Source organism: Janthinobacterium sp. C22, from assembly GCF_057919405.1.
Window position 1 is genome coordinate 2,663,492 of record NZ_CP193659.1, and the last position, 26,081, is coordinate 2,689,572.

Here is a 26,081-nt window from a genome sequence, read left to right on the forward strand (position 1 = left end):
CGTCAGGTAACGATCACCATGGTTGAAATCGAAATAGACGGCAAAAAAGTCGAAGTCCCTGCTGGTAGCATGGTGATGGACGCCGCCAACAAATTGGGAACCTACATTCCGCACTTCTGCTATCACAAGAAATTGTCGATCGCAGCGAACTGCCGCATGTGCCTGGTCGAAGTGGAAAAGGCGCCGAAGCCTTTGCCCGCTTGCGCGACCCCGGTCAGTGCCGGCATGATCGTGCGCTCCGCCAGCGATAAAGCTGTGCAGGCGCAAAAGTCGGTCATGGAATTCTTGCTGATTAACCACCCGCTCGATTGCCCTATCTGCGATCAGGGCGGCGAATGCCAGTTGCAAGACTTGGCTGTGGGTTACGGCAAGAGCGAATCGCGCTACAAGGAAGACAAGCGCGTCGTCACGCCGAAGGAAGCCGGTCCGCTGGTTTCCATGCAAGAGATGTCGCGCTGCATCCAGTGCACCCGCTGCGTGCGTTTTGGCCAGGAAGTGGCCGGCGTGATGGAGCTGGGCATGATCGGCCGCGGCGAACACTCGGAAATCGTGTCCTTCGTCGGTCAGTCGGTCGACTCCGAACTGTCGGGCAACATGATCGACCTGTGCCCGGTCGGCGCACTGACCTCGAAGCCGTTCCGCTACAGCGCCCGTACGTGGGAACTGTCGCGCCGCAAATCGGTCAGCCCGCATGACGGCCTGGGTTCGAACCTGATCGTGCAAGTGAAAGCTGGCAAGGTCAAGCGCGTACTGCCGCTGGAAAACGAAGCCGTCAACGAGTGCTGGATCTCGGACAAGGACCGTTTCTCGTACGAAGCGCTGGACAGCGCCGAACGCCTGACATCCCCGATGCTGAAACAAGGCAACGAGTGGAAGGAAGTCGATTGGCAGACCGCGCTGGAATACGTGGCGCACGGTTTGAAAAATATCAAGCACGAGCATGGCGCCGACGCCATCGCCGCGCTGGCAACGCCGCATTCGACCGTCGAAGAGCTGGTCCTGCTGCAAAAAGTCGTCCACGGTCTCGGTAGCGAGAACGTCGACTTCCGCCTGCGCCAGACCGACTTCGCGCTCGATGCCAGTGTGAAACCATGGCTGGGCATGCCGATCAGCGAATTTGGCCAGATCAAGCGCGCCTTCGTCATCGGCTCCTTCCTGCGCAAGGATCACCCATTGCTGGCCACGCGTTTGCGCGCGTCCGTCAAGGGCGGCGCCAAGCTGTCGATCCTGCACGCCTCCGACGATGATCAACTGATCACCATCGCCAACAAGATGATCGCAGCGCCAAGCGATTGGCTGGCGGCCTTGTCGGAAGTGGTCGTCGCTGTTGCTAAAGCGAAAGAAATCGCCGCGCCAGCCGGTTTTGAAGCGCTTGTTGCTTCCGACGTGGCCGTCGCCATCGCCGCCAGCCTGATGGCCGGCGACCATGGCGCCGTGCTGCTGGGTAACGCGGCAACGCAACACCCGCAAGCGTCGCAACTGCATGCTGCCGCGCAATGGATCGCCGAACAGACGGGCGCCAAGCTCGGTTACCTGACGGAAGCGGCCAACACGGTAGGCGCGCACCTGGTCGCCAAGCCGCGCGCCAACGTGCAAGCCGCCTTTGCCGTACCGAAGAAAGCTTACGTGCTGCTGCACGCCGAGCCGGAACTCGACGCCGCCAATCCACAGGCGGCCCGCGCCGCCCTCGATGGCGCCGACATGGTCGTGGCGATGTCGGCCTTCAAGCACGGCATGGATTACGCCGATGTCTTGCTGCCGATCGCTCCGTTCGCTGAAACTTCGGGCACCTTCGTCAACTGCGAAGGCCGTGCGCAAAGCTTCAACGGCACCGTCAAACCGCTGGCGGAAACCCGTCCAGCCTGGAAAGTGCTGCGCGTCCTGGGCAACATTCTGGGCCTGGCCGGTTTCGACTACGACACCTCGGAAGCGATCCGCGACGAAGCATTCGGTGCCGGCGTGACCGATCTGTCGGCACAGCTGAACAATATTGCCAAGAACGCACCGGAAGCGGCAAGCTACGCACCGGCCTCGCCAAAGCTGCAACGCATCGCCGACGTGCCGATCTACTTCGCCGACGCGCTGGTGCGCCGCTCCGAACCGCTGCTGCGCACGGTCGACGGCGCCGCGCCGCAAGCCCATCTGTCGCCGGCATTGGCCGCACAGCTGGGCATCAAGGCGGGCGACAAGGTCAAAGTGGCGCAAGGCTCCGGCAGCGCCATCCTGGTGGCGGCACTTCATGCCGGCCTGCCAGCCAATGTGGTCAAAGTGTCGGCGGCGCATGCCTCGACGGCCAGCCTGGGCGGCATGTTCGGTGACATCACAGTTGAAACAGCAGAGGGGAAAATCTGATGGCTCTGCCTGAATTTGTAAACGTCATCAACAGCAGCGGTCAGGATCTGCTGGGCGGCACGTGGCCGTTCTTCTGGACCCTGATCAAGATCCTGTGCGTGCTGTTGCCGCTGATGGGCCTGGTTGCCTACCTGACCTTGTGGGAACGCAAGCTGATCGGCTGGATCCAGATCCGCGTGGGCCCGAACCGCGTGGGCCCCTTGGGTTTGCTGCAGCCGATCGCCGATGCGCTGAAACTCTTGTTCAAAGAGATCATCATCCCGTCCAAGGCCGCCAAGGGCCTGTTCGTGATCGGCCCGATCATGACCATCATGCCGGCCCTGGCCGCCTGGTCGGTCGTGCCGTTCGGTCCGCAAGCCGTGCTGGCCAACGTCAACGCCGGCTTGCTGATGCTGCTGGCGATTACCTCGATGGAAGTCTACGGCATCATCATCGCCGGCTGGGCGTCGAACTCGAAGTACTCGTTCATGGGCGCCATGCGCGCGTCGGCACAGATGATTTCGTATGAAATCCCGATGGGCTTCGTGATGGTCATCGTGCTGATGGTCTCGGGCAGCCTGAACTTCATCGACATCGTCGGCGGCCAGCAGATCGGCTTCTTCGCCGACAAGGGCGTCAATTTCATGTCGTGGAACTGGCTGCCGCTGCTGCCGATGTTCGTCATCTACCTGGTGTCGGGCCTGGCTGAAGCCAACCGTCACCCGTTCGACGTCGTCGAAGGCGAGTCGGAAATCGTTGCCGGCCACATGGTCGAGTACTCGGGCATGGCCTACGCCATGTTCATGCTGGCCGAATACGCCAACATGATCCTGATCGGCGCCCTGGCTTCGATCATGTTCCTCGGTGGCTGGTCCGCACCATTTGCTTTCCTTGAGTTCTGGGGTGGTTTCGGCGGCTTCTTCTGGTTGTTCGCCAAGACCTTCTTCATCGTGTCGGTGTTCATCTGGGTACGCGGTACGTTCCCACGCTACCGTTATGACCAGATCATGCGCCTCGGCTGGAAAGTGTTTATCCCGTTGACGCTGGTCTACCTGGTCTTCGTCGCTGCCTGGATGCAGACATCCTGGAATATTTGGAAGTAAGAGAGTGCATACGAATGGATAAGGTAAAAGATTTCTTCAGCAGCCTCTTGTTAGGCGAGCTGATCAAGGGCATGGCGCTGACAGGCAAGTACATGTTTTCGCGCAAGATCACGGTGCAATTCCCGGAAGAGAAGACACCGATCTCGCCGCGTTTCCGTGGCTTGCACGCGCTGCGCCGCTACCCGAACGGCGAGGAACGTTGCATCGCCTGCAAACTGTGCGAAGCGGTTTGCCCGGCGATGGCCATCACGATCGAATCGGAACAGCGTGACGACGGTTCGCGCCGCACCACGCGTTACGATATCGACTTGACCAAGTGCATCTTCTGCGGTTTCTGCGAAGAGTCCTGCCCGGTCGATTCGATCGTCGAGACGCAAATCCTGGAATACCACGGCGAGAAACGCGGGGATTTGTATTACACGAAAGAGATGTTGCTGGCCGTAGGCGATCGTTATGAAAATGACATCGCCGCTGCGCGCGCCGCCGACGCACCTTATCGCTGATGGATGCGCCGCAGCTGACCAGCTGCGGCGCGCCCCTCGTTCATCTGTACGTCTATTGGGTTTTTTATGGACTTTAAAACAATTTTGTTTTACGCCTTCGCGCTGATCTTGATTCTGGCAGCGACGCGCGTCATCACGGCCCGTAATCCGGTCCACGCAGTACTGTTCCTGGTACTGTCCTTCTTCTCGGCAGCGGGCATCTGGATGCTGCTGCAAGCTGAATTCCTGGCCATCGTGCTGGTATTGGTGTATGTCGGCGCCGTGATGGTGCTGTTCCTGTTCGTGGTCATGATGCTCGATATCAATATCGACCGCATGCGCGAAGGCTTCTGGGGCTATCTGCCATTGTCCGTGACGGTGGGCGTGATCATCGTGCTGGAAATGGCCGCCGTCCTGTGGCACGGTTTCCGCAACTTTGCGCCTAGCATCGCGCCGGTGAACGTCAACCTGGGCGGCACCAAGGAACTGGGCCTGCTGATCTACACGAAATATGTGTTCGCCTTCGAAATCGCCGCCGTCGTGCTGCTGGTGGCCATCGTAGCCGCCGTCGCACTGACCCTGCGCAAACGCAAGGACACCAAGCATTTTGCTCCAGGCGATGCCGTGCGCGTCAAGCGCAACGACCGCCTGAAGATCATCAAGATGGACGCGGTCGTCGAGCGTCCTGCGGCTGAGCCGGAAGTTAAGGAGGCACCATGACATTATCGCTCACACATTTTCTGGTCCTGGGCGCGATCCTGTTCGCAATCTCGATCGTCGGTATTTTCCTGAACCGCAAGAACATCATCGTATTGCTGATGGCAATCGAATTGATGCTGCTGGCGGTGAATATGAATTTCATCGCGTTCTCCCATTTCATGGGCGACGCGGCCGGTCAGATCTTCGTTTTCTTCATCCTGACGGTTGCCGCCGCTGAGTCGGCTATCGGTCTGGCTATTCTGGTGGTGATGTTCCGTAATCTGGATACCATCAACGTCGAAGACCTGGACAGCCTCAAAGGCTGATGTTTTTCAGACTCGATCTCTCGAATAATAACGATTAAGGTTCATCATGGCGGGGCAACTCCTCAACCCTAACCTCCTTCTTGCCGTACCGCTGGCGCCGCTGGCCGGTGCCGCGATTGCAGGCTTGCTTGGCACCCAGTTCCTGGGTAATTTGGTCGGACGCAAGACGTCGCATACCGCGACGATCCTGGGCGTACTGATTGCGTTCATCCTGTCCGTGCAGACATTGCTGGCAGTGATGGATGGCGCGACATTCAATGGCACGATCTATAACTGGATGACGATCGGCACCCTGAAGATGGAAGTGGGCTTCCAGATCGATTCGCTGTCGGCGATGATGATGTGCGTGGTCACCTTCGTTTCCCTGATGGTGCATATCTACACGATCGGCTACATGAAGGACGACGAAGGCTACAACCGCTTCTTCGCCTACATCTCGCTGTTCACGTTCTCGATGTTGATGCTGGTCATGGCCAACAACTTCCTGCAACTGTTCTTCGGTTGGGAAGCCGTGGGCCTGGTCTCTTACCTGCTGATCGGTTTCTGGTACCAGCGTCCGACGGCCATCGTGGCCAACATGAAGGCTTTCCTGGTCAACCGCGTGGGCGACTTCGGCTTTATTCTGGGCATCGGCCTGCTGCTGGCCTATGCCGGCACCATGAACTACCAGGAAGTATTCGCCAAGAAAGACGAACTGGCCCTGCTGACGATGCCGGGCACCGACTGGGCCCTGCTGACCGTTGCCTGCATCTGCCTGTTCATCGGCGCGATGGGCAAATCGGCGCAGTTCCCGCTGCACGTGTGGCTGCCTGATTCGATGGAAGGTCCTACCCCGATCTCGGCACTGATCCACGCCGCGACGATGGTGACGGCCGGTATCTTCATGGTCTCGCGTATGTCGCCGCTGTTCGAACTGTCCGACACGGCACTGTCCTTCATCCTGGTGATCGGCTCCATCACGGCGCTGTTCATGGGCTTCCTGGGCATCATCCAGAACGACATCAAGCGCGTCGTCGCTTACTCGACCCTGTCGCAGCTCGGTTACATGACCGTGGCGCTCGGTTCGTCCGCGTACTCCGTGGCCGTGTTCCACCTGATGACGCACGCATTCTTCAAGGCACTGCTGTTCCTGGGCGCCGGTTCCGTCATCATCGGCATGCACCATGACCAGGATATCCGCAACATGGGCGGCCTGCGCAAGTACATGCCGATCACCTGGATCACTTCCCTGATCGGTTCGCTGGCCCTGATCGGCACGCCGCTGTTCTCCGGTTTCTACTCGAAAGACAGCATCATCGAAGCTGTCGAAGCGACGCACATCTGGGGCGCTGGCTTTGCCCAGTTCGCCGTGCTGGCTGGCGTGTTCGTCACCGCCTTCTACTCGTTCCGCATGTATTTCCTCGTCTTCCACGGCAAGGAACGTTTCGGCCAGGCGCATGCGCACGGTCATGACGACCACCACGCGCCTGCGGCCAAGCACGATGCCCACGCGCATGACGACCATCATGAAGAGGAAGAGGACGACCACGGCCACCACGGCCTGGAACCTGGCCAGAAGCCGCATGAGTCCCCGTTCGTCGTCTGGTTCCCGCTGGTGATGCTGGCGATCCCTTCCTTGATCATCGGTTACCTGACGATCGGCCCGATGCTGCATGGCGATTTCTTCAAGGGCGTGATCTTTGTCGGCGAAAACCATCCAGCAATGGAAGAGTTGTCGCATGAATTCCACGGCGCAATGGCGATGGCGATCCACGGCCTGTCGACGGCACCGTTCTGGCTGGCATTGTCCGGCGTGGTGGCAGCCTACTACTGCTACATGGTCAACCCGCGTGTACCGGCCTGGTTCTTTGCCAAGTTCCACGCGATCCACACCCTGCTGGACAACAAGTACTACATGGACAAGTTCAATGAAGTCGTGTTCGCCGGCGGTGCCCGCTTGCTGGGTAATGGCCTGTGGAACTTCGGTGACAAGAAGCTGATCGACGGTTTCGTCGTCAATGGCAGCGCCAAGGTTGTCGCCTGGCTGTCCTCGCTGTCGCGAGTGTTGCAGACCGGCTACATCTATCACTATGCATTCGTGATGATCCTGGGCGTGCTGGGCTTCCTGATCTATTTCCTGCCATTCTGGCCCGCTAAGTAAGCTGACCTGATAAAAGAATACTGAGAACCATGATGCAGTCTACGATTTCTACACTACCTCCTTACCTGAGTCTGTCGATCTGGGTGCCGATCATTTGCGGCGTCCTGATCCTGGCTCTCGGCCGTGACAGCAAAGCGGGCTTTACCCGCTGGCTGTCGCTGGCTGGCGCCGTGCTCAGCATGCTGTGCACCTTGCCGCTGATCCAGCATTTCGACAACGCCGCACACGGCATGCAATTCGTCGAAAAAGCACCGTGGATTGAAACCTTCAATATCTGGTACTCGCTGGGTATCGACGGCCTGTCGCTGTGGTTCGTGCCGCTGACGGCCTTCATCACGGTCATCGTCGTCATTTCCGCTTGGCAAGTGATCGAGAAGCGCATCGCCCAGTACATGGGCTCCTTCCTGATCCTGTCGGGCCTGATGATCGGCGTGTTCTGCGCGCTGGACGGCTTGCTGTTCTACTTCTTCTTTGAAGCAACCCTGATCCCGATGTTCATCATCATCGGTATCTGGGGCGGTTCGAACCGCGTGTACGCGTCGTTCAAGTTTTTCCTGTACACCTTCTTCGGTTCGCTGCTGACCCTGGTTGCCATCATTTACCTGCGCAATGTGTCGGGCACCTTCGACATCCTGGCCTGGCACGCGTTCAAGCTGACGATGAACGAACAGATCTTCATCTTCCTGGCCTTCCTGATGGCGTTTGCCGTCAAGGTGCCGATGTTCCCCGTGCATACGTGGTTGCCGGACGTCCACGTGGAAGCGCCGACGGGCGGTTCCGCCGTGCTGGCCGCCATCATGCTGAAACTGGGCGCCTACGGCTTCCTGCGTTTTTCGCTGCCGATCACGCCGGACGCCAGCCACTACCTGTCGGGCTTCATGATCACCCTGTCGCTGATCGCCGTCATCTACATCGGTCTGGTTGCCCTGGTGCAAACCGACATGAAAAAACTGGTCGCCTATTCGTCGATCGCGCACATGGGTTTCGTCACCCTGGGCTTCTTCATGTTCAACGACATTTCGGTGCAGGGCGGTATCGTGCAGATGGTCTCGCACGGCTTCATCTCCGGCGCGATGTTCCTGTGCATCGGCGTACTGTATGACCGCATGCATACCCGCAACATCGCCGACTACGGCGGCGTCGTGAACCGCATGCCGAAATTTGCCGCCTTCTTCGTGCTGTTCTCGATGGCCAACTGCGGTCTGCCAGCCACGTCCGGCTTCGTCGGCGAGTTCATGGTGATCCTGGGCGCGGTGAAATACAACTTCTGGATCGGCCTGCTGGCTGCAACGGCACTGATCTGGGGCGCGGCGTACTCGCTGTGGATGGCCAAGCGCGTGGTGTTCGGCAAGATCAAGAACAAGCACGTGGCCGAATTGACCGACATCAACAAACGTGAATTCTTCATGCTTGCTGTGCTGGCCATCGCCGTGCTCGTGATGGGTCTGTACCCAGCCCCGTTCACCGACACGATGCAAACTTCGGTTGCCGACCTGCTGCAGCATGTCGCCATCAGCAAGTTGCCTTAAATAGAAGACCGATAACATGACTAATGCACCTAATCTGGTACCGCTGTACGCGGAAATCTTTCTGCTGATCGCCACGTCGGCGCTCTTGCTGATCGATATGTTCTTGCCTGCGGCGAAGCGTTCGATCACCTATGCGCTGTCCTTGCTGACCCTGGCCGGCTGCGCCTTGCTGACCGTGGGCGACTTCAACGCGGGCACCACCGTCTACACGTTCCACAACATGTTCGTGTCGGACCCGATGTCGCAGCTGCTGAAACTGTTCTCGTACGGCGCCGTGGCGTTGACCCTGATCTACTCGCGTGCCTATGCCACCGACCGCAGCATGCTGTCGGGTAACCTGGGCGGCGAGTTCTACGTGCTGGCCCTGTTTGCACTGCTGGGCCAGATGATCATGATCTCGGCCAACAACTTCCTGATCATCTACCTGGGTCTGGAACTGATGTCGCTGTCGCTGTACGCGCTGATCGCTCTGCGCCGCGACAATGCCAAGGCCACGGAAGCGGCCATGAAATACTTCATCCTGGGCGCACTGGCTTCCGGTTTCATGTTGTACGGTATCTCGATGCTGTACGGCGCCTCCGGCACGCTGGACCTGGGCGAACTGCGCGTGGCGCTGGAAAACGGCAAGACCAATGGCACCATCATGGTCTTCGGCCTGGTGTTCCTGGTAGCCGGCCTGGCCTTCAAACTGGGCGTCGTGCCATTCCACATGTGGGTGCCTGACGTGTATCAAGGTTCGCCGACGGCCGTGACCCTGCTGCTGGGCGCGGCGCCGAAATTGGCCGCGTTCGCCATCACCCTGCGCTTGCTGGCCGAAGGCTTGCTGCCGATGGCGCATGACTGGCAGCAAATGCTGCTGGTGCTGGCCGTGATGTCGCTGGCCATCGGTAACTTCACCGCCATCGCGCAAACCAATTTGAAGCGCATGTTGGCGTACTCGACCATCGCGCAAATGGGCTTCGTGCTGCTGGGCTTGCTGTCCGGCACCGTCGATGCGCCGAACAACACCCTGAACGCGGCCGGCGCAGCCACCGCCTACGGCGCCTCGATGTACTACGTCATCACCTATGTGTTCACCACGTTGGGTACCTTTGGCGTGATCATGTTGTTGGCACGTAATGGTTTCGAAGCAGATGAACTGGCCGACTTCAAGGGCCTGGGCAAGCGCAGCCCGATCTTCGCGCTGGTGATGACCCTGTTCATGTTCTCGCTGGCCGGCGTGCCGCCGCTGATGGGCTTCATGGCCAAGTACTCGGTGCTCGCTTCCGTGCTGGCCACGGGCCAGCTGTGGCTGACCATCGCCGCCGTGCTGTTCTCGCTGATCGGCGCCTTCTACTACCTGCGCGTCGTCAAGATGATGTGGTTCGACGAGCCGAGCGACAGCAACGCGCTGGTCGTGCATGGCGACATGCGCGTCGTGCTGGCCCTGAACGGCGTGTTCGTTCTGGCCCTTGGTGTGATGCCTAACAGCATCCTGGCTGCCTGCGCGACCGCCATCACCAAGACCCTGGCGTCCTGACCGATGGATGTCACCGCTTCGAGCTGGCTGGTGATCGCCCTGGGCATCCTGGGCGCGAACCTGCCTTTCCTGAACGAGAAACTGTTTGCCGCCGTGCCGCTGAAAAAGGCGGCGCAGGCAGACGGGGGCAAAGGCTGGCGCAAGCCGCTGGCGCTGCGCCTGCTGGAGATGGTGATTCTGTACTTCATCGTCGGCGCCGCGGCGTTCGCGCTCGAAGCGCGCATCGGCAACGGTTTCCCGCAGACGTGGGAGTTCTACGCCATCACGGGATGCCTGTTCCTGGTGCTGGCTTTCCCAGGTTTCGTGACTCGTTATCTGCGTAAACGCCGCTAGGCACCATCCTCCGAAAGCGGCGCCTCTGGCGCCGTTTTTTATTGAACATAAGGAAATGTATGGATACCCAAGCCACTGATACGCAATTGATTGAAACCAAGGTCGACGGCGAGCTCGTCTACCAGGGCGGCTTCCTGCGCGTGCAGCGCGACCGCGTTGCACTGCCAGATGGCAAGATCACGGCGCGCGAATTCGTTTTGCATCCGGGCGCCGTCGTGATCCTGCCGCTGCTCGACGACGGCACGGTGCTGATGGAACGCCAGTACCGCTATCCGCTGGACCGGGTCTTCATTGAATTCCCGGCCGGCAAGATCGACGCGGGCGAGTCCCACCTGGCCTGTGCCCAGCGCGAATTGCTGGAAGAGACGGGCTACACGGCGACCGACTGGCAATTCGTTTCCACCATTCACAACGCCATCGCCTATTCCGACGAGCACCTGGAACTGTTTTTGGCGCGTGGACTCGTGGCGGGCGAACGCCAACTCGATGAAGGCGAATTCCTGGAGACGTTTACGGCCACCGTGCCGCAGTTGCTCGACTGGGTCAGGGATGGCACGATCACGGACGTGAAAACCGTCATCGGCATCTTTTGGCTCGACAAGATCACCAGCGGCGCCTGGCAAGCGGCCTGATTCCCCACATGCGCGCGGCTCTCTTCCTGCTGCTGGCGTCGGCCTGCCTGGACACGCTGGCGGCAGCGCGCACGCCGTTCCAGGTGCGCTGCGAAGACACGATCAGCAAGACGGTGTCCGTGCTGACGGCGCAGCAGAACGGCTACAGCATCGATACGCATCTGCCGTACAAGGCGCTGACGGTGATGAAGGGCACGGCGCGCGCGAATACCTGGGTGCTGGGCCTGACGAAGACGGATTCGCGCGTGGCCATCGCCCTGGCCGGTCCCATGCTGCAAGACCCGGCCAGCGGCTATGAATGCGTGGCGCCGCAGATTACCGTGAGCCTGACGTATGCGCCCGTGGTGATCTACATCGGCCGCGAATTTGCGCCCGGCACGTGCGCGTATGATGAGATACTCGCGCACGAGCTGCGGCACATGAAAACCTATATGGATCACTTGCCGCGCGTGGAAAAGACCGTGCGCGCCGCGCTGGCCAAACGCTTCGAGGCGCGGCCCCTGTACGCGCCCAGCGGTACGGCCAAGGCGGCGCTGGCGCGCGAGATCGATACGGGCTGGTTGCCGTATATCAAGGCGGAAATGCGCAAGGTGGAAACCTTGCAGGCCGCCATTGATTCTCCGCAAGAATATGCGCGCCTGGGCAAGGCGTGCAAGGGAGAAATCCAGAACATCCTGGCGGGCAAGGCAACGCCCGCCAACTAGACAAGGAATGGCATGACAGCAGCACCGAATAGCGTCCGTTACTTTGCCCTGATCCCCGCCGCCGGCGTGGGCGCGCGCATGGAAGCGGGCAGTCCCAAGCAATATTTACAGATCGCCGGCAAGCCCATGCTGCGCCACGCGCTCGACGCCTTTCTCGCCAGCCCCCTGATCGCGCATACCTATGTCGTCGTCAGCGCCGACGATGGCGTGATCGACACGGTCGTGCCGGAGCAAGGGGCAGGGGGGCATATCGGTGCTGCGCTGCGGCGGCGCCACGCGCATGGAAACGATATTGAACGCCCTGCAAGCCTTGCACGGCTGCATCGATGCCCATGACCAGGTGCTGGTGCACGATGCGGCCCGTCCCGGCCTGACGCCGGCGCTGATCGCAAAACTGATCGCGGAAGTGGGCGACCATGCGGCCGGCGGCTTGCTGGCCTTGCCCGTGGTCGATACCGTCAAGCGGGCCGGGCCGGGCAGCCTGTCGGCGCAGACGGTGCCGCGCGACGGCCTGTGGCTGGCGCAGACGCCGCAAATGTTCCGCTATGCCTTGCTGCACCGGGCACTATCCGAAGCGCCCGATCCGCAAGCGATCACGGACGACGCCAGCGCCGTCGAAGCGCTGGGCCTGGCGCCGAAACTGATTGAGGGCCACCCGCGCAACCTGAAGGTGACCCTGCCGCGCGACATCCACACGGCCGAGCTGTATTTGGCCCATCCTTGAATTCCAGAGAGACCCGCATGAACACAACGACACCCGACCTCCCTTTCCGTATCGGCCAGGGCTATGACTGCCACGCGCTGGTGGAAAACCGCGACCTGATCATCGGCGGTGTGAAGATTCCCCATCACCTGGGCCTGCTGGGCCATTCCGACGCCGACGTGCTGCTGCACGCGATCACGGACGCCATCTTCGGCGCGGCCGCGCTAGGCGACATCGGCCGCCATTTTCCCGACACGGACGCGCAGTTCAAGGGCGCCGATTCGCGCACCCTGCTGCGCGAAGCCGTGCGCCGCGTGCAGGCGACGGGCTATGTGGTCGGCAATATCGACGCCACCATCATCGCCCAGCGCCCGAAGATGGCGCCGCACATCGCCGCCATGTGCGCGAACGTGGCCGCAGACCTCGGTGTGACCGTGGGCCAGGTCAATATCAAGGCCAAGACGAATGAAAAGCTGGGCTACCTGGGCCGCGAAGAGGGCATGGCGGCCGAAGCCGTGGCTTTGCTGCTGCGCGCCTGAGCTAACCCTGCCGTCTTTTTAATGATTCTTGAAAATTAATATTTCCAAAGTGGAATTTAGTGAAAATTTAACGTTATTGTCATGATAATATTTGTCCGCTTTTTCGGACGCGACAAGACGTCACTTTATAACCACGGGAAATATTGAGAGAACGGAATCATATGCGTAGTCGTATGCAGGGACCAGCAGTGCGCTGTTTGATAGCGGGTATGTTGGCCATGGCCATGTTGGCCGGATGTGGCGGCGGTGGCGGCGGCAGTGAAACTGCGCCGCCGCCCGTAGCGGCCGTGCCGCAGCCTGCCATCCTGTTTGCCGGTGCCGTGTCGGCGGCGGCAGAAGGCGCCGATGCTGTCGGCAGCATGGGCGGGCAGATTGAACTCGATGCCGGCAGCAGCAAGGATAGCGACGGCGGGACGCTGAGTTTTGCCTGGAGTCTGGTCTCCAAGCCTGCCGGCAGCGGCCTGAACATGGGTGCTGTCGCGACCCCCAAAATGAACTTCCAGCCCGACGCCCTGGGCACGTATATCTTCAAGCTGCGCGTGACGAATAGCAAGGGCGGCTTTGCGGAAAAGAACGCCACCGTGCTGGTGAATAACCGGGTGCCGAATGCGGTGGTGGTGGTCAATGCGACGTTTACGGCGCAGCCGCTCGTGAAGGATGCCGTGAGCGTCTCGGCAGGTTCCGGCATCGTCCTCGATGCCACCGGCAGCACCGACGCGGACGGCGACAAGGTGACCACAACGTGGGAGCTGATCCAGAAGCCGGCCGGTAGCAGCGCCGCGCTGTTTGTCGCGGGGCAAACCGCGCGTTTCTCGCCGGACGTGTTGGGCCTGTACAAAGTGCGCGCCCGCGGCGCGGACGGCAAGGGCGCGTATGCCGAGACGGTGTACCAGTTCGATGTCAACAACAACATTCCGACGGGCGTGATCCAGGGCACGGTGGCCGTGGTCAGCCGCAACAACCAGACCGTGCCCGTCGGCCAGCCGGTGGTGACCAGCGGCATCCTGAGCTATGACGAGGGTGGCGCGCAATTGACCTATGCCTGGGCGGTCGACAGCCGGCCTGCCGCTTCTGTTGCCGTGCTGGGCGCAGCAGCGACTGCCATACCATCGTTCACGCCGGACGTGGCCGGCGCTTATGTGCTGTCCTTGACGGTCAGTAATGGCCGGCAAACGGCGGTGGCCTACCTGAAGTTCAATGCCGTTATCGCATCCTATAGTGTCGTGGCCTTGCCTTTCACGCCGCAGGATGTGCGCTACAGCAAGGGACTCGATCGCCTGGTCATGATCAGCACCGATCCTGACGCCGTGAAAATCACCAACCCGGTTGATGGCGTCACTACCAGCATCAGTCTGCCAACCGCGGTCAAGTCGTTTAATCTGAGTCCGGACGGTAAGCTGGCCGCGGTATTGCATGAAGGCGTGGTCAGTCTGGTTGATCTGGTGGCAGGGCAACTGCTGCGCTCTACAGGCACAGACGGTACGCAGACGGAGGTATTCACGACCAATGATGGCATCGTTTTTCTGATGGGCCAATCTGTCGGCACGTCGTCGCGAGCGGCCATTACTGTGCTCAATGGGCGTACCGGCCAGGTCCTGCCTGGACTTGATTATGCCAACGGCTTCTATGGGACGCTGCGTGGCGTTTTTGCGGTATCCAAGAACAAGGCATTTGTAGCGCAGGGATATTCATCCGCTATCTCGTATTTCTCCATAGACCCGCAAAGCAACGCGATTCAGGCCAGTGCCTATGCCTATGTCGACTACCCGGCGGTGGCCCCGCTGTTCTTGTCGCCCAAGGAAGATCTGCTGTTTACGGCGGCTGGCACGTACTTCAGTACCGACACGCTGAAATATGTCGGCCGCTTCATCCTCAGTTCGGCTGGTAACACTGTGCTGTCAATGAGTCACTCGCCCGTGAAGGCGGAAGCGCTGCTCATGGAAACATCGTACAGCTATATGTATCCGGTTGGCGATGTGACCTACCAAGCAAGCTACAAGCGTTTCAGTGGCGAGTTGTTGTTCCCTGATGGTAGCGTCACCTTGCCCGTCATTGGCGGCGAACAAAGTTATGGCATCGGCATCTTCCATACGGCCGCTGGCGAGCCTGTGGCGCTGGTGCAGACCGGTGGCGCACAGAAAAACACGCCGCGCGTCAAGTACCATCTGATCTATCGTTGATAGTCGCTGTCAGGCGGCGCGCCCGCCTGGCAATCTGTGCTATTTTTAGAAGGCGGCGCGATGGCACAGACCATCCCGGCCGCCTTTTTCATAGCCGACACAGGAGAATCCCGGATGCCAACCATCAAGCGCACATACCTTGCCACCGCACTGCTGCTGGGAGCCTTCGCCGCTTGCGCCGTGCCCGCCCACGCCGAACTGCAAGCCACGGGCGAGCCGCCCGCCGCCAGACAGGGCTGGAAAGCCGAGACCGTCGCGCAGGGCGTGCGCCAGCCGTGGGGCATCGCCTGGCTGGGCGAGGGGCGCGCGCTGGTGACCAGCAAGCAGGGGACACTGCATCTGCTCAATGGCAAGACTTTTACCGACGTGGCGCTGGAAGGCATGCCGGCCGTCTTCACGGGCGGGCAGGGCGGCTTGCTCGACATCGTGCTGCATCCGCAGGATGCGGGCAAGCCGAACCCGCGCGTCTACATGACGGTGTCGACGGGCACGAATGACGCGAACCGCACGACCCTCGTGCGCGGCGTGTTCGACGGCAGGAAGGTGACGGGCATCCAGACCCTGTTCAAGGTCGCCACCGACAAGAGCGGCGGCCAGCATTTCGGTTCGCGCCTGTTGTGGCTGCCGGACGGCACCTTGCTGATGAGCGTGGCCGATGGCGGCAATCCGCCGCTGCGCATCGGTGACCGCCTGGCGCGCGAGCAGGCGCAGAATCTGGCCACGCACCAGGGTTCCATCCTGCGCCTGACGGAAGAGGGCAAACCGGCGCCCGGCAATCCCTTGGCCGCCAAGGGCGCCTTGCCGGAAATCTGGTCGTACGGCCACCGCAACGTGCAGGGCCTGGCGCTCGACCCCGTGTCCGGCCGCGTGTGGGCTACGGAACACGGCCCGTACGGCGGCGACGAGCTGAACCTGGTGGTGGCGGGCGGCAACTACGGCTGGCCGTTGCAAAGCTATGGTGCCGACTATACGACGCATGAGCCCGTCGGCAAGCATGAGGTGCCCGGCATGCTCAATCCCAGCGTGGCCTGGGTGCCGTCGCCTGCTCCGTCGGGCCTGGCCGTCTATACGGGCGACAAGATCGCCGCCTGGCGGGGCAGCATCTTCAGCGGCGGCCTGGCGGCCAAGGATATCCGCCGCATCGCCGTCGATGCGAACGGCAAGGTGACGGCGCAGGACCGCCTGGCCATCGGCGCGCGCGTGCGCGACGTGCGCCAAGGGCCGGACGGCTACCTGTATGCGCTGACGGACGAAGACAACGGCCGCCTGCTGCGCATCGTGCCGCAGTAATACGCCAGGCGCCATCTTCGCTTAAGATGGCGCCTTTATTTCATTCAAGGTGGCGGCATGGCCCGTGATACTTATGCATACCGGCATGTTGCCGTCGAATCCCGCGCCATTGATGGCCGCGTGGAAATCCGCCCCGTGCCGGGCCAGGCCTTTTCGCCCGAGCTGGCGGTGCAGTGCTCGCGCCGCCTGTCGGACCTGCAGCGTTATCCGCTGGGCAGCCGCTTCTTGTTGTTCGCCAAGCTGACGGACCGCCTGGGCGGCACGCCCTTCCTGTATGCGTATCACGGCGATGCGGACGTGCCCATGACGCCGGCCGAAGTGACGAAATTCCTCGGCGAATTCCGCCGCGGCCGCATCTGAAGGCACGCTCCTACGACGCTGGGCACGCCGCGCCGGCCTTGGCGCCGGCCTGCGGCTTGCCGAAGAGCGCGATCGTCAAGGCGCAGCCGAGGGCGAACAGGCCGCCCACCACCATCGCGCTGGACACGCCCAGCCGGTCGACGGCCATGCCGCCGAGCAAGGCGCCCGACGCCAGCGATACTTGCACAATCGCAACGAACAGCGCGCTGCTGCCTTCCATCAAGTGGGGCGCCGCCTTGAACATCCACGTCTGCACGGCGATCGGCATGGCGCCGAAACCGAAGCCCCAGACGGCCACCAGCAGCATGGCCGTCACGGAATGGCTGCCGAACGCGGCCAGGGCCAAGGTGGACAGGCCCAGCACGGCGCCCGTCGCCATCAGCGCGGCCCGTTCGTAGCGCCCGGCCGCCCAGCCGCCCACGAGGTTGCCGATGAAGCCGGAAGCGCCGTACACGAGCAGCATGGCGCTGACCGTGCCGGCCGCCAGGTGCGAGATCTGCGTGAGGAAGGGGGCGATATACGTGTAGGCGGCGAACTGGCCCGTGAAGAGCATGGCCGTGGCGATCAGGCCCAGCCTGGCCTTGCGGATGCCGAAAATCATCGGCAACTGGCGCAGGCGGATGGCCTGCGTCGGCGGCAGCCTGGGCAGCAGCAAGAGCTGGCCGATGAAGACCAGCACGGCAATGGCGCTGGCCGCGCCGAAAGCCACGCGCCAACCCACCAGCTCGCCCACCAGCGCGCCGGCCGGCACGCCCGCCACCGTGCCCAGCGAGACGCCGGCGAAGATGATGGACATGGCGCGCGACGCATGCTGCGGCGCCACCAGGCGCGGGCCGATGGCGCTGCCGATGGCCCAGAAACCGCCCACGCCCACGCCCAGCATGGCGCGGCCCAGCAGTATCGCCCCATACGATGGCGCCAGCGCCACCAGCAGGTTCGAGGCGACGAGCAGGGCCGTCAGGGCCAGCAGCACGATGCGGCGGTCCAGCCGGCCCGAGCCGACGGTGACGAAGATGGCGGCAAAGGCGGCAACGATGCCGGGCGTGGTGATCATCAGTCCCGCCTGGCCCTTGCTGATGGCCAGTTCGGCGGCCATGGCCGGCAGCAGGCCGACGGGCAGGAATTCGGAGGTGACGAGGGCGAAGGCGCCGATGCCGACCGATAAGACGGCCAGCCACGGCGCCACGGTGGTATCGTCGGCAGAGGTGTTGGAAGGTGTGTGCATAGGGTTCCTGAAAAGCCGGGAGGTTTTTAACCGGTCGGTATATAATCGGGGCAGGCAGACAGTGTTGTCAATAATTTTTTACCGAACGGTATGAAACAAGATAAAAAAGAGGAAGTCGTCAAGGCGAAAACGGGGCGGCCACGCACCTTCGACGCGGACGAGGCGCTCGATTGCGCCATGAAGGTGTTCTGGGAAAAGGGCTATGAGGGCAGTTCGCTGCCGGAATTGACGAAAGCCATGGGCATGAACCGGCCCAGCCTGTATGCCGTCTTCGGCAACAAGGAGCAATTGTTCCACAAGGCGCTCGAGCGCTACAGCGATACGCGCATGCGGTTTTTCGATGCGGCGCTGGAACAGCCGACGGCGCGCCAGGTGGTGGAAGCCCTGCTGACGCAGTATGTCGACGCGCAAACCATGCCGGACGGCCCGCACGGCTGCATGGGCGTCAATGCGGCGCTCGCCTGCAGCGACGATGCCTTGCCGATCCGCGATGAATTGTTCGCGCGCCGGCTGCGCGGCGAGATCAAGTTGCGCGACCGCTTGCGGCGCGCCAAGGAAGAGGGGATTTGCCGCCCGATTCCTGCCCGGAGCAGCAGGCGCGCTTTGTCGTGACCCTGTCGCAGGGCATGGCCATCCAGGCGGCGGCGGGCGTCTCGCGGGAACAGTTGCAGCAGATGGTGGGTTTGCTGTTGCGCAATTGGCCGATGTAACAGGCGCCTTACCCGGCCTGGTCGATGGTCTTGGCCAGGTCGCTGGGCGCCTTGCGGCGCCAGGCGGCCGTCAGGGCGGCGGCCAGCATGTCCAGCTCGGCGTCCGCCAGGCATACCGTGATGCCGGCCAGGCGTTCGCCCCACCAGAGTTTCTCGCAGCCGGAGGGCGTGATGACGGTGGCGATATGCGCCGCTTCCGCATCGAGCAGCACGTTGATGTGCTCGTCATCGGGCAGGGTGGCGAAGATCTTCCCGCCCACGCGGAAGGCTGGACGGTCGTGGTGTTCTTCCTCGGTCGTGTCGGGAAACGACAGTGCCAGATAGCGTAGTTCTTCCAGGTCGACCATTCCTCTTTCCCCCTCATCGGACAGATAGCAGCGTGACTACATTTTGCCATGCTGTTTCGCCCCGTGGTGCAGCGGCATGCGAAAAGAAATGCGCGCGATGCGACAGTGCCGGCCTGGTCTGTGGTACCGCCGCGACACGCCGCGCACCGCAGATGGCCGTCGCGCCGGAGTGGAACACGCCTTTTTTCTGCCTCCGGATGAGTGCTTGCCAGAAAAATATCTTTCATGGTTAAAAGAAAAATAATTTTCTTCTAGGGAATTTACGCTAGAATAGTTTCAACGTCTTACCTGACCCGTCAACTGTCTGGCCTTGTCCCGGGAACCCGAACCCTTTCCAGGACGCTTGCGGTGCCGCCATGGCACGCTGCAAGTCCGCGCTGTTACGCGGAAGTTCACGCCCCCGACCGCTCATTCCCGCAATCCCCAGCGCTTTGCCGACACGCCTCAATGCAGCGTGTATTCAGCTCCAGCGCTCCTTGCTGCGCCCACTGAATACTTACTTACTGGATACCATCATGAAAAACTTGCCTAAAATCGCTCTGTCCCTGATCGCCGTCGGTGTGTTTGCCCACGCGAACGCCAGCACCATCACCGTTTCCACCGGCTACTCGGACGCTGGCGCGCAAAGCTCCGCCGCCGCCTATGAGTCCGTGGTGAATGCCGCCGTGGCCACGCCAGGCGCCGGTTATGGCTCGACGACGATTGCCAGCTACGATAACTTCAACAACAGCGGCCTGTTCGGCAGTGGCTCGAACATCGCCTTCAAATCCGTCATCAACTTTGGTGTCAGCGCGGCCGACGCGGGCGCCTGGAGCTTCCGCAGCGGTGTCGATTTCGGCAAGGGCGGCGCCCTGTTCCTCGACGGTGTGGCGCTGGACTTCAAGAGCAACGACATGTGGTGGGCAGGCAACTACGACAATGGCAGCCAGTTCTTCAGCGGTTCGAGCATCCTGGCGGCCGGCAACCATACCTTGAGCATCTATGGCCTGGAAGACTGCTGCGATGGCGGCCAGCAAGCGCAGTTCAAGGCGGGCAACAATAATTTCGTCAGCTTTGGCGCCAACGATGGCTTGATCTCGGCCGTTCCTGAGCCGACCACCTACGCCATGCTGCTGATCGGCCTGGGCTTGCTGGGCTTTACGGCGCGCCGCAAGCAGGAAGCCAAGTTCTAAGTTTGTATCGCCGATCTCGCCGCGCCTGATGGCGCGCGATAAAAAGCCCGCCGGTCTGTCAGGACACGGCGGGCTTTTTGCATGCTGGCGCGTTAATCGCCGCTGTCTTCGTCTTCGTCGGCGCCCTTGGCCGCCTTGCCCCGTTCGGCATCGACGGCGCGCTGCAGGCTGGCCGCATCGCGGAAGAAGGCGTCCGTCGTGTGATCCGGGCTCAGGCGCAAGGCCGGCGGGTAGAGCGCCGACATGTACGCCTCGTCGGCCAGGCGGCCGCTGATCTGCAGGTTGCTCAGCAGGATCAGGCTCGAGCCAAGGATGGCCAGCACCACGGCGACGAGGCCGAAGCGGCGCGGATGCTGCGGCTTGATCGTGCGCAAATGGTAGTAGATCATGGCGCAGACGATGACGATGAACATATGCCGTCCGTAGCGCGTCAGCGCTTCGAGCGAGAGCGCATACGCCGCCACGTTGCTTGCCAGTTCCCACACTTCCATGGCCAGCAAGCCGCAGCCGATGATGAACAGGTGGCGGCCGAAGCGCGCCATATGGCCGAACAGGCGGTTCGCCACGGCCCAGATGGAAGCCCAGACGAGGCCGCCACCGAGCGCATACGCGATGACCATCAGGTAGGAAATCGGGTCGAAGGCGTCCGCATCACTTAACCAGTTGCTGAAGGCGGCCGAGGCGCCGATCATGGCCAGGCCGGCGACGGCGGGGCGCAAGCCTTCCCAGTCGTGCCTGGTCGTGTCGCTCAGTTCGGGCGCCACCGGATGGTCGCTGGCGCGCACGCGCAGGCGCGTGTGGCCCAGGCGCACGATGCTGTTGCCGTTCAGGGACACTTGCGGTTGCCGCTGTCCCCGGTGGATCACGCCATTCTGGCTGCCCAGGTCGCGCAGCAGCAGGCCGCCTGCGCCATCGTCCTCGACAATGGCGTGCTCGGCCGCCGTATGCGCGTCGTCGAGGATGAAGTCGTTGTCATAGCCGCGCCCGATGCGGATCGGCAGGGATTCAATGCGCTGGCGCTGCCGCACTTCGCCATTTTCGGCGAGGATTTCGATGTAATAGGGAGGCTTCATGGCTTGCGGCTGCTTTCCCGCGACAGCGCTTCGAGGAAGGTGCGCGTGACGCGCAAGCCGTTGGCGTAGGACACGCCGCGCGCGTCGATGCGGCTTTGCAGGCTCATGAGCGGCTCATCGGTACTGGCCGCCAGCAGGGCAAAGTCGTACAGTCCCGTAAATTTGCGGTAGGCGCGCACGCACAGGACGGCGCGCAGGGGCAGGGTGGTGTTCTTGACGAACTGTTCGGTGCAATGGGGGCCCGTCAGGTGCGCGCTCTTGTAGCTGCCGAAACTTTCATTCTTGAACGAGGCGCTGGCCAGCTCGGAAAAGCGCAGCGGGCCCAGTTCGCTGCTGCGCAGAAATTCGTGGCGCATCGACACTTGCCCCGTCTGCAGGGCGCCGGAAATGAAGATGGCCGACTCCATGGCGCAGCTGGTGTTGTCGAGCATGTAGGGCTTGTCGGACTTGACGTTGGAGCGGCCCCAGCAGCGCATCTGGTCGGACTCGCGCACGGGCACGCGGTAGGGGCCCATGGTTTTCAGGCTCAACGGTGTGTCGAGCAGGCGCGCCAGCATGACGTCCTGGTGCGCCAGCAACTGCGCCGTCACCAGCGGCTTGAAGTCCTTCGGCGGCTTGCCTTGCAGGGCGACCTTGGCCAGCAATTGCTGCGCATAGCGGGCCGGCACGAGGAAACTGACGAGTTCGCCGTCGAGGCGTTTCGACACGTTCACGCCCGCGACGTCGCCATTCGCGGTGACGCTGGGGCCGCCGCTCATGCCGGAATTGATCGGTCCCGTAAACATCAGCTGGTCGTAGAAGCTGCGCGTGACGACGCCGTTATACGAGCCTTCCGAAATGGCGAAGCCCAGGTCCAGCGGGTTGCCCATCGAATACAGGTACTGGCCCTGCGTCAGCGGTGCCAGCGTCTCCGGCATCTTGAAGAAGCCCGTGCCGTGGCGGTCCACGCGCAGCACGGCCAGGTCGTGCAGCACGTCGACGGCCAGCAACTCCACATTGCCGCGCTGGCCGCTGGTGTCGACCCATTCGCCCACATAGGTGTCGGGGTCGAGCGCGAATTGCGACACCACGTGATAGTTGCTCACCACCAGGTCGCCCGTGCCGATCAAAAAGCCCGAGCCGACCGACGATTGCGTGCGGCCGTTTTTCAGCAGCACGCGCACTTGCAAAATATCGGCGCGCGCGGCCGTGTAGAGTTTTTGCGCGGCGGACGAGGGTGGCGGCAGGGCCGCGTGTTCGGTGGCCGCGGGCGCGGCGGTGGCCGGCGGCGGTTTTACGGGGGAGTCGAAGCGGTGGTGGCCGCGGCTGGCGCCGGTGGCGGGGCCGCGTGGGCGCCTGCGCCAGCGCACAGGCTGGCCAGCAAGCAGGCGAGGTTAGATAATTTCATGCATCCTTTGTGCGTGAGCAGCAGCGAAGCGGGCGCCCAGGCGGCGCGCCGCTGCACGCCGGCCCGGCAAGCCGGTGCGGCAAGCCGGTGCGGCAATTACAGGGCGCCGTCTTCCAGCGCCGGCGCCGTTTCCGGCGTCATCATATGGCCCAGCTTGCTTTGCTTGGTATTCAGGTAGTGCTGGTTGAACGCGTTGCGGTTGACCAGCAGCGGCACCCGTTCGGCCACCGTGATGCCCAGCGCTTCCATGGCGGCGATCTTGCGCGGATTGTTTGTCATCAAACGCAGGCTGCGGATGCCGAATTGCGCAAACATCGGCTGGCACAAGGTGTAGTTGCGCGCGTCGGCCTTGAAGCCCAGCTGTTCATTCGCCTGCACCGTGTCGGCGCCCGCCTCTTGCAGGCGATAGGCGCGGATCTTGTTGATCAGGCCGATGCCGCGCCCTTCCTGGCGCAGGTACAGCAAGATGCCGCGGCCTTCCTCTGCGATGCGTTTCAAGGCGCCTTCGAGCTGGGCGCCGCAGTCGCAGCGCTGCGAAAACAGCACGTCGCCCGTCAGGCACTCGGAATGCACGCGCGCCAGCACCGGTTCGCCGTTGCCGATGTCGCCCAGCACCATGGCCAGGTGTTCCTTGCCCGTGGCGTGCTCGACAAAGGCGTGCAGGGTGAACTGGGCCCACGGCGTCGGCAGTGCGCAGGAAGTCGTGTAATCCAATTCGCCTGTCGCCAGGAGGTCTGCGCCGCTTTGCATGGTTGTGCTCATATAAGTAATTATCAAAAATAAAAGGCGCGCGACACCACTCCGGTGCCGGCGCGCCTTGCCATCATACCAAAAAGCCGGGAAACGTTTTTCCCCGGCTGCCATTCGGTTGTTGCAATGTCTGGTGATGAACCTTACTTAAGGGCACTTCCTCCTTTTACAAGGTCGATGGCCGGCTTTGCCTGGCGGATGCCGCCGCCAGGCACGGGACATCAGCTGCCGATGCGTCCGCCATCGTTCTTGGTGATCACGATGGTGGCCGAGCGGGGACGCTTGCCGGCGCCATAACCGGCGTTGGCGGGCCACTGGCTCGTGTATTTGGACGGATCGCCGATATTCGCCAGCGCGGTGTTTTCGCCCGGATGCTGGATGTTGATGAACATGGTCTTGCCGTCCGGCGTTTCGCTGATGCCCGTGATTTCCGAGCCGACCGGCCCCACCAGGAAGCGCTTGAGCGTGTCGGCCGTGGGTTTCTTGCCGATGAAGGTGTCGACGGCCAGGTTGCCGCCGGCCGCCGTGGCGTAGTTCAGGGTGGACTTGGCGCCGTCGCCCACCTTGCCGGGGATGGCGGCGAGCATCATGCAGTTGGTCACGTCCGTGTACGCGCCATCGTCCGTCTGGATCCAGCAGATGCCCGTGTAGGGGCTGAAGGCCAAGCCGTCCGGGCTCGAGAAGTCCTGCTCGGCCGTCAGGTTCGACAGGTTGATCTTGCTGGCGTCGGCGCCGCTCTCGGCGCCAAACAGGTAGACATCCCAGGTAAAGCTGGTGGCCGCGGCCGCGCCCGTGCCTTCCTTGAAGCGGATGATGTGGCCGTTCGGATTGCCGTTCTGCGCGCTGCTGCCCTTCATGTCCGTGTAGGCGCGCGGGTTGGCGCTGTCCGGCGCCAGCTGCGACGAGCCGCTCGGATTGACGGTGCGGTTCGAGTTGTTGGTCAGCGTGTAATAGATCTCGCCGTTGGCCGGGTTGACCGAGCACCATTCCGGGCGGTCCATTTTTGTTGCGCCCACGGCGTCGGCCGCCAGGCGGGCGTTGACCAGCACGTCGGCCAGGTCGGCGAACTTGTAGGCGCCGTACGCCTGGATCTGCGCGTTCGACATGGCCAGTTCGATCCACTGGCCGGTGCCGTCGGCGGCCAGCTTGGCCACGTACAGCTTGCCCGAATCGAGGTATTTGTCGCCGGTGGCGATGCGGTCGGCCGGGTTGGCGTCCGCGGCGGCCCAGACGGCGGCCGTGACGAATTTGTAGATGTATTCGTTGCGCGAATCGTCGCCCATGTAGACGGCCAGCTGCTGGCCCACGGCCGGCACGCTGAAGGCGGCGCTTTCGTGCGCGTAGCGGCCCAGCGCCGTGCGCTTGCGGATCGCCTTGGTCTTGTCGTACGGGTCCATCTCGACGATGTAGCCCATGCCGTTCAATTCATTGCGGTAGTCGTCGCTGCCGTTGGCCGATGCGCCGATCTTGCTCAGGTTCCAGCGCGCGTATTTGTCGTCGCTGCCGCCCGTTTCCCAGCCGTGGCGCGAGGCGCCGCCCTGGCTGCGGCCATAGCGGTTCAGCGACACGACGGACTTGTCGCCGCGCGCGGCGTTGTCGGTGGACGAGCGCGTGAAGTAGCCGGCCCAGTTTTCTTCGCCGGAGAGGTAGCTGCCCCATGGCGACTTGCCCGTGCCGCAGTTGTTGATGGTGCCGCGCGTCTTGGTGCCGGTCGGCGAGTACTTGGTCACCACGAGGGCGTTGCCGCGCACGGGGCCGGCAAGCTCGATGTCCGTCAGCGGCGTGACGCGGCGGTTGAAGGCGGAATCGTTGACGGTGGCCCAGGCGCTGCCCGTCTTCCTGACTTCGACCACGCTCAGGCCGTGGACGGCCACTTCCTTGTCGACTTCGGCGGCGGGGCGCGGCAGCGTGGTGGTGCCGCCATTCACGTGCAGGAAGTGCGAGGACAGTTTTTCGTCCGTGGTCGCTTCGTGGTTCATCGCCAGCAAGCCCCGTTCGGCGCCGGACGCCAGCGGCGCGCCCGCGGCGGACAGGCCGTAGTATTCCATGCCGTCGTGGTGGTCGCCGGCGCGGTTGTCGAAATCCGTATCGCTGCCGTCGTTCTTGTAAGCTGGCGTCGCCGCGCGCAGCGAGTCGCCCAGCGCATACAGGGCGGTGGCCGTGTAGCCGGCCGGCACCGACACGACGTCGGCCAGGCTTTTCGGCACGGCCGTGAAGGCCAGCAGTTTTTCGGGCGTCGGCGTTGGCGTCGGCGTGACGGCCGCCGCATCGCTGCCGCCGCCACAGGCGGACAGGCCCATCGAACCCATGACGGCGGTAGCGGCCGTGACGGCGCTGCCGCGCAGCCAGTTGCGGCGGCTCAGGCGGGCGTTCAGGATGCTGTTGAAATGGTTGTCGTGGGACGCGTTGCTGTCGATGTCGTTCAGATCGGTGGCGCGGATGGCCAGATCGTTGGGCTTGTTCATGGGCTGCGATGTCCTGTGGTTGCGTGATTTAAGGGCAACCGCATGATAGTTGTTGAATGTGACAGCGCCATGTCAGCTTGAT

At 62.4% G+C, this 26,081-nt stretch carries 23 protein-coding genes and 1 pseudogene; 18 read left to right on the plus strand and 6 right to left on the minus strand.

What is annotated here, in order from left to right; genetic code table 11:
- Positions 1-18 precede the first annotated feature (18 nt).
- The 16 genes and pseudogenes from nuoG to ACRHIG_RS12435 all read left to right on the plus strand — a co-directional run bounded on the left by nuoG (position 19) and on the right by ACRHIG_RS12435 (position 16,870).
- Positions 19-2,352: an NADH-quinone oxidoreductase subunit NuoG gene (gene nuoG / locus ACRHIG_RS12360; RefSeq protein ID WP_489630315.1), complete on the plus strand. Its 2,334-nt coding sequence runs from the start codon at positions 19-21 to the stop codon at positions 2,350-2,352.
- Complete coding sequence (nuoH, locus tag ACRHIG_RS12365; protein ID WP_475415382.1) at positions 2,352-3,434, plus strand: NADH-quinone oxidoreductase subunit NuoH; 1,083 nt, start codon at positions 2,352-2,354, stop codon at positions 3,432-3,434. The genes nuoG and nuoH overlap by 1 nt, the downstream gene beginning before the upstream one ends.
- A 14-nt stretch (positions 3,435-3,448) precedes the next feature.
- Positions 3,449-3,937, plus strand: a complete 489-nt coding sequence (gene nuoI / locus ACRHIG_RS12370; protein WP_010399726.1) for an NADH-quinone oxidoreductase subunit NuoI — start codon at positions 3,449-3,451, stop codon at positions 3,935-3,937.
- A 66-nt stretch (positions 3,938-4,003) separates the two neighbouring features.
- On the plus strand, positions 4,004-4,636 hold the full coding sequence (locus ACRHIG_RS12375) for an NADH-quinone oxidoreductase subunit J (protein WP_034779507.1): 633 nt from the start codon (positions 4,004-4,006) through the stop codon (positions 4,634-4,636).
- Complete coding sequence (nuoK, locus tag ACRHIG_RS12380) at positions 4,633-4,941, plus strand: NADH-quinone oxidoreductase subunit NuoK (RefSeq protein WP_010399724.1); 309 nt, start codon at positions 4,633-4,635, stop codon at positions 4,939-4,941. The genes ACRHIG_RS12375 and nuoK overlap by 4 nt, the downstream gene beginning before the upstream one ends.
- Positions 4,942-4,987: 46 nt before the next feature.
- Positions 4,988-7,081 carry an NADH-quinone oxidoreductase subunit L gene (gene nuoL / locus ACRHIG_RS12385; RefSeq protein ID WP_489630316.1) on the plus strand — a complete coding sequence of 698 codons (2,094 nt, stop codon included), beginning with the start codon at positions 4,988-4,990 and terminating at the stop codon, positions 7,079-7,081.
- A gap of 29 nt (positions 7,082-7,110) precedes the next feature.
- Positions 7,111-8,610 (plus strand): NADH-quinone oxidoreductase subunit M, encoded by a 1,500-nt coding sequence (locus ACRHIG_RS12390; protein ID WP_489630317.1) that lies wholly within the window; start codon positions 7,111-7,113, stop codon positions 8,608-8,610.
- Between the two features lie 16 nt (positions 8,611-8,626).
- Complete coding sequence (gene nuoN, locus ACRHIG_RS12395) at positions 8,627-10,129, plus strand: NADH-quinone oxidoreductase subunit NuoN (RefSeq protein WP_475415379.1); 1,503 nt, start codon at positions 8,627-8,629, stop codon at positions 10,127-10,129.
- Between the two features lie 3 nt (positions 10,130-10,132).
- On the plus strand, positions 10,133-10,462 hold the full coding sequence (locus ACRHIG_RS12400; protein WP_475415378.1) for a DUF2818 family protein: 330 nt from the start codon (positions 10,133-10,135) through the stop codon (positions 10,460-10,462).
- A gap of 59 nt (positions 10,463-10,521) precedes the next feature.
- Positions 10,522-11,094: an NUDIX domain-containing protein gene (locus ACRHIG_RS12405; protein ID WP_489630318.1), complete on the plus strand. Its 573-nt coding sequence runs from the start codon at positions 10,522-10,524 to the stop codon at positions 11,092-11,094.
- Between the two features lie 8 nt (positions 11,095-11,102).
- Positions 11,103-11,798: a hypothetical protein gene (locus ACRHIG_RS12410; RefSeq protein WP_489630319.1), complete on the plus strand. Its 696-nt coding sequence runs from the start codon at positions 11,103-11,105 to the stop codon at positions 11,796-11,798.
- Positions 11,799-11,810: 12 nt separating this feature from the next.
- Positions 11,811-12,522 (plus strand): annotated as a pseudogene (ispD, locus tag ACRHIG_RS12415) (2-C-methyl-D-erythritol 4-phosphate cytidylyltransferase).
- 17 nt (positions 12,523-12,539) lie between these two features.
- The gene (gene ispF, locus ACRHIG_RS12420) at positions 12,540-13,040 is read left to right on the plus strand and encodes a 2-C-methyl-D-erythritol 2,4-cyclodiphosphate synthase (protein WP_489630320.1); all 501 of its coding nucleotides are present in this window, start codon (positions 12,540-12,542) and stop codon (positions 13,038-13,040) included.
- A gap of 218 nt (positions 13,041-13,258) precedes the next feature.
- Positions 13,259-15,220: a PKD domain-containing protein gene (locus ACRHIG_RS12425; protein WP_489630321.1), complete on the plus strand. Its 1,962-nt coding sequence runs from the start codon at positions 13,259-13,261 to the stop codon at positions 15,218-15,220.
- 114 nt (positions 15,221-15,334) lie between these two features.
- Entirely contained in the window at positions 15,335-16,510 is a 1,176-nt protein-coding gene (locus ACRHIG_RS12430) for a PQQ-dependent sugar dehydrogenase (protein ID WP_489630322.1), read from the plus strand.
- Between the two features lie 57 nt (positions 16,511-16,567).
- Positions 16,568-16,870 (plus strand): hypothetical protein, encoded by a 303-nt coding sequence (locus tag ACRHIG_RS12435; RefSeq protein ID WP_489630323.1) that lies wholly within the window; start codon positions 16,568-16,570, stop codon positions 16,868-16,870.
- Positions 16,871-16,880: 10 nt separating this feature from the next.
- On the opposite strand, the gene ACRHIG_RS12440 is transcribed toward ACRHIG_RS12435, so the two are convergent.
- A complete protein-coding gene (locus ACRHIG_RS12440) occupies positions 16,881-18,095 on the minus strand; it encodes an MFS transporter (RefSeq protein WP_489630324.1) in 1,215 nt (404 codons plus the stop codon).
- Between the two features lie 90 nt (positions 18,096-18,185).
- Here ACRHIG_RS12440 and ACRHIG_RS12445 point away from each other — a divergent pair, with 90 nt between their 5' ends.
- On the plus strand, positions 18,186-18,707 hold the full coding sequence (locus tag ACRHIG_RS12445) for a TetR/AcrR family transcriptional regulator (RefSeq protein ID WP_489630325.1): 522 nt from the start codon (positions 18,186-18,188) through the stop codon (positions 18,705-18,707).
- 106 nt (positions 18,708-18,813) lie between these two features.
- On the opposite strand, the gene ACRHIG_RS12450 is transcribed toward ACRHIG_RS12445, so the two are convergent.
- On the minus strand, positions 18,814-19,152 hold the full coding sequence (locus ACRHIG_RS12450) for an MmcQ/YjbR family DNA-binding protein (protein ID WP_475415370.1): 339 nt from the start codon (positions 19,150-19,152) through the stop codon (positions 18,814-18,816).
- 515 nt (positions 19,153-19,667) lie between these two features.
- Between ACRHIG_RS12450 and ACRHIG_RS12455 the strand changes: the two genes are divergently transcribed.
- Positions 19,668-20,324 (plus strand): CCXG family PEP-CTERM protein, encoded by a 657-nt coding sequence (locus ACRHIG_RS12455; protein ID WP_475415369.1) that lies wholly within the window; start codon positions 19,668-19,670, stop codon positions 20,322-20,324.
- A 92-nt stretch (positions 20,325-20,416) separates the two neighbouring features.
- On the opposite strand, the gene ACRHIG_RS12460 is transcribed toward ACRHIG_RS12455, so the two are convergent.
- From ACRHIG_RS12460 to ACRHIG_RS12475, 4 genes are all read right to left on the minus strand, one after another.
- A complete protein-coding gene (locus ACRHIG_RS12460; RefSeq protein WP_475415368.1) occupies positions 20,417-21,397 on the minus strand; it encodes an FHA domain-containing protein in 981 nt (326 codons plus the stop codon).
- Complete coding sequence (locus ACRHIG_RS12465) at positions 21,394-22,746, minus strand: S1 family peptidase (protein WP_489630326.1); 1,353 nt, start codon at positions 22,744-22,746, stop codon at positions 21,394-21,396. The genes ACRHIG_RS12460 and ACRHIG_RS12465 overlap by 4 nt, the downstream gene beginning before the upstream one ends.
- Before the next feature lie 134 nt (positions 22,747-22,880).
- Positions 22,881-23,534, minus strand: a complete 654-nt coding sequence (gene ribA, locus ACRHIG_RS12470) for a GTP cyclohydrolase II (RefSeq protein ID WP_131687237.1) — start codon at positions 23,532-23,534, stop codon at positions 22,881-22,883.
- A gap of 221 nt (positions 23,535-23,755) precedes the next feature.
- Entirely contained in the window at positions 23,756-25,999 is a 2,244-nt protein-coding gene (locus ACRHIG_RS12475; protein WP_489630327.1) for a PhoX family protein, read from the minus strand.
- Between the last annotated feature and the right edge of the window lie 82 nt (positions 26,000-26,081).

Excerpts from the sequence above, each read along its gene's own strand:
- nuoH (WP_475415382.1), top strand. The coding sequence starts at position 2,352 with ATGGCTCTGCCTGAATTTGTAAACGTCATCAACAGCAGCGGTCAGGAT.
- ACRHIG_RS12450 (WP_475415370.1), bottom strand. The coding sequence starts at position 19,152 with ATGGTCGACCTGGAAGAACTACGCTATCTGGCACTGTCGTTTCCCGAC.
- ribA (WP_131687237.1), bottom strand. The coding sequence starts at position 23,534 with ATGCAAAGCGGCGCAGACCTCCTGGCGACAGGCGAATTGGATTACACG.
- ACRHIG_RS12460 (WP_475415368.1), bottom strand. The coding sequence starts at position 21,397 with ATGAAGCCTCCCTATTACATCGAAATCCTCGCCGAAAATGGCGAAGTG.
- ACRHIG_RS12390 (WP_489630317.1), top strand. The coding sequence starts at position 7,111 with ATGATGCAGTCTACGATTTCTACACTACCTCCTTACCTGAGTCTGTCG.
- nuoN (WP_475415379.1), top strand. The coding sequence starts at position 8,627 with ATGACTAATGCACCTAATCTGGTACCGCTGTACGCGGAAATCTTTCTG.
- ACRHIG_RS12455 (WP_475415369.1), top strand. The coding sequence starts at position 19,668 with ATGAAAAACTTGCCTAAAATCGCTCTGTCCCTGATCGCCGTCGGTGTG.
- nuoL (WP_489630316.1), top strand. The coding sequence starts at position 4,988 with ATGGCGGGGCAACTCCTCAACCCTAACCTCCTTCTTGCCGTACCGCTG.
- nuoK (WP_010399724.1), top strand. The coding sequence starts at position 4,633 with ATGACATTATCGCTCACACATTTTCTGGTCCTGGGCGCGATCCTGTTC.
- ACRHIG_RS12425 (WP_489630321.1), top strand. The coding sequence starts at position 13,259 with ATGGCCATGTTGGCCGGATGTGGCGGCGGTGGCGGCGGCAGTGAAACT.
- ACRHIG_RS12400 (WP_475415378.1), top strand. The coding sequence starts at position 10,133 with ATGGATGTCACCGCTTCGAGCTGGCTGGTGATCGCCCTGGGCATCCTG.
- ispF (WP_489630320.1), top strand. The coding sequence starts at position 12,540 with ATGAACACAACGACACCCGACCTCCCTTTCCGTATCGGCCAGGGCTAT.
- ACRHIG_RS12430 (WP_489630322.1), top strand. The coding sequence starts at position 15,335 with ATGCCAACCATCAAGCGCACATACCTTGCCACCGCACTGCTGCTGGGA.
- ACRHIG_RS12435 (WP_489630323.1), top strand. The coding sequence starts at position 16,568 with ATGGCCCGTGATACTTATGCATACCGGCATGTTGCCGTCGAATCCCGC.
- nuoG (WP_489630315.1), top strand. The coding sequence starts at position 19 with ATGGTTGAAATCGAAATAGACGGCAAAAAAGTCGAAGTCCCTGCTGGT.
- ACRHIG_RS12475 (WP_489630327.1), bottom strand. The coding sequence starts at position 25,999 with ATGAACAAGCCCAACGATCTGGCCATCCGCGCCACCGATCTGAACGAC.
- nuoI (WP_010399726.1), top strand. The coding sequence starts at position 3,449 with ATGGATAAGGTAAAAGATTTCTTCAGCAGCCTCTTGTTAGGCGAGCTG.
- ACRHIG_RS12375 (WP_034779507.1), top strand. The coding sequence starts at position 4,004 with ATGGACTTTAAAACAATTTTGTTTTACGCCTTCGCGCTGATCTTGATT.
- ACRHIG_RS12440 (WP_489630324.1), bottom strand. The coding sequence starts at position 18,095 with ATGCACACACCTTCCAACACCTCTGCCGACGATACCACCGTGGCGCCG.
- ACRHIG_RS12410 (WP_489630319.1), top strand. The coding sequence starts at position 11,103 with ATGCGCGCGGCTCTCTTCCTGCTGCTGGCGTCGGCCTGCCTGGACACG.
- ACRHIG_RS12445 (WP_489630325.1), top strand. The coding sequence starts at position 18,186 with ATGAAACAAGATAAAAAAGAGGAAGTCGTCAAGGCGAAAACGGGGCGG.
- ACRHIG_RS12405 (WP_489630318.1), top strand. The coding sequence starts at position 10,522 with ATGGATACCCAAGCCACTGATACGCAATTGATTGAAACCAAGGTCGAC.